General features: G+C 76.0%; 4 protein-coding genes. 2 read left to right on the forward strand and 2 right to left on the reverse strand.

The window, feature by feature from the left end:
• Positions 1-97 precede the first annotated feature (97 nt).
• Positions 98-766 carry an HAD family hydrolase gene (locus SZN_RS36885; protein ID WP_007506294.1) on the forward strand — a complete coding sequence of 223 codons (669 nt, stop codon included), beginning with the start codon at positions 98-100 and terminating at the stop codon, positions 764-766.
• Positions 767-804: 38 nt separating this feature from the next.
• Here SZN_RS36885 and SZN_RS36890 read toward each other — a convergent pair whose 3' ends face one another.
• Both SZN_RS36890 and SZN_RS43075 read right to left on the reverse strand, forming a co-directional pair.
• The gene (locus SZN_RS36890; protein ID WP_007506297.1) at positions 805-1,359 is read right to left on the reverse strand and encodes a DUF6924 domain-containing protein; all 555 of its coding nucleotides are present in this window, start codon (positions 1,357-1,359) and stop codon (positions 805-807) included.
• 115 nt (positions 1,360-1,474) lie between these two features.
• Positions 1,475-1,717, reverse strand: coding sequence for a peptidoglycan-binding domain-containing protein (locus tag SZN_RS43075; RefSeq protein WP_007506300.1), 243 nt, complete (start codon positions 1,715-1,717; stop codon positions 1,475-1,477).
• On the opposite strand from SZN_RS43075, the gene SZN_RS43080 reads away from it, so the two are divergent.
• Positions 1,704-1,907 (forward strand): hypothetical protein (locus tag SZN_RS43080; protein WP_007506302.1); only part of this gene is annotated, 204 nt, incomplete at its 3' end. The two genes, SZN_RS43075 and SZN_RS43080, sit on opposite strands and share 14 nt — an antisense overlap.

Here is a 1,907-nt window from a genome sequence, read left to right on the forward strand (position 1 = left end):
GGCTCCCGCCCGTTTTCCCTGACCGGCGGGCGGGGCCGCCTTGTCCCTCCCGGGGGCCGCACAGGTACCCCGTGCCGCCTCGCCCCGGAGCTGCCCGATGCCGGCCACGACCGCGCCCGCCGTTCTCACCGCCCGTGCCCTGCTGCTCGACATGGACGGCACCCTCGTCGACTCGGACGCCGTCGTCGAGCGCGTCTGGCGCCGCTGGGCCGACCGGCACGGGCTGGACGGCGACGCGGTGATGGAGGTCGTGCACGGACGGCAGGGGTACGCCTCGATGGCGCTGCTGCTCCCCGGCCGGCCGATGGCGCGGAACCACGCGGACAACGCCCGCATGCTGGCCGAGGAGACGGCCGACGTGGCGGGCGTGGTGCCGATCGCGGGGGCGGCGGAGTTCCTGGACTCCCTGCGGGGGCTGCCGCACGCGCTGGTGACGTCGGCGGACGTCGCGCTGTCGACGGCGCGGATGGGCGCGGCCGGGCTGGAGCTGCCCGGGGTGCGGATCACCGCCGAGTCGGTGGAGGCCGGCAAGCCCGACCCGGAGGGCTTTCTGAAGGGGGCCGCGGAACTGGGTGCCGACCCGGCCGACTGCGTGGTCTTCGAGGACTCCTCCGCCGGTATCGAGGCCGCGCGGGCGGCGGGCATGCGGGTCGTGGGGGTGGGCGCGCGGGCCGGGCTGTACGGGCCGGACGTGCTGGTCCGCGATCTGCGGGAGGTACGGGTCGAGGGGATCGCGGGCGGCGGGGTCCGCCTGCGGGTGGGCTGAACGCCGCCCGCCCGGAGGGTCCGGGTCGGGTCGGCCGCTCAGTACGGGGACCTGAGCACGTGCTCCGAGTCGCTCCAGGCCGATTCGACGAAATCCTCGAAACCGATGTTGGCGATGAACAGCTGCCCGTACACGTCCTGCACGGCCCCCGGCTCCAGCCGGAACGACGCGCCGGCGGGGAGCCCGTCCCGCCCGTCCGGCGACGGCGCCCCCGCCGGTCCCCCGGTGTCGGCGAGGGGGGCCGCGACGATGTCGCCGTCGCCGTCGCCGTCGCCGTCGCCGTCGCCGCCGTCGTCGCTGTCGCCGTCGACGGCGAGCAGGGCGTAGTGCGAGTGCCGCATCGTGGTGAGATCGGCGACGAACACCACCGGCACCCATCCCCCGGTGGCCGGCAGGCCCGCCAGCAGTTCCTCCGGCGGCGCCCCGGCCCACACCGGGTCGTCGACGATGTGCACCCGGGCCTCGAACTCCTCGTCCTCGCCCCAGGGCAGGCGCAGTTCGGCCTCGATGTCACGCCAGGTGCGCTCGTCGGAGTAGTCGGTCCGGACGACGAGCGCCGCCTCAAGACCCTTCAGGTTCGGTAGGGATCTCATCTGCAGCCTTCCGGTCGGGCTGAGCCGCGCGCATGTCGCCCTTCCGCGCGGCCGGGAACGGGTCGGCGGGGGCCGGTCGCGCGGTTCCCCGCGCCCCTGAGCGGCCCCGCCCGGGTCAGGGGGCCGTGGTCTCCGACTCCAGGCGCTGCCTGGTCTCGGCGTCGTAGACGCCGTAGTCGTCCGGGCGGATTCCGCGGGTCCACTGGTAGCGCATGACCGCGTCCTCCACGCCCTCGTTGTACGTCCCCCTGGGCTGTCTGCCGTACAGGCCCAACTGGGTCAGGCGCAGCTCCAGTTCGACCACGTCCGGGCCCCGGTCGCCGCGGCCCAGGGCCGGGGGCGCGGTGGGGTCGCGCACGGGCGGGGTCTCCGCCTCCCCGGTCGCCCTGACCGTGGAGGGCGTGCTCGACGGCTCGGTCGACGCGCTCGGCGACGGGGACGCGCTCGACTCCGACTCCGACGCCGACGGCGTGGGCGACGGACTCTCCGGCGCCGACCCGGACACCGACGGGGTGGCCGACGCCGGTGGGCTCGCGGCGGCCGGGGTC

Origin of the sequence: Streptomyces zinciresistens K42 (assembly GCF_000225525.1) — a bacterium.
Taxonomy (GTDB): domain Bacteria; phylum Actinomycetota; class Actinomycetes; order Streptomycetales; family Streptomycetaceae; genus Streptomyces; species Streptomyces zinciresistens.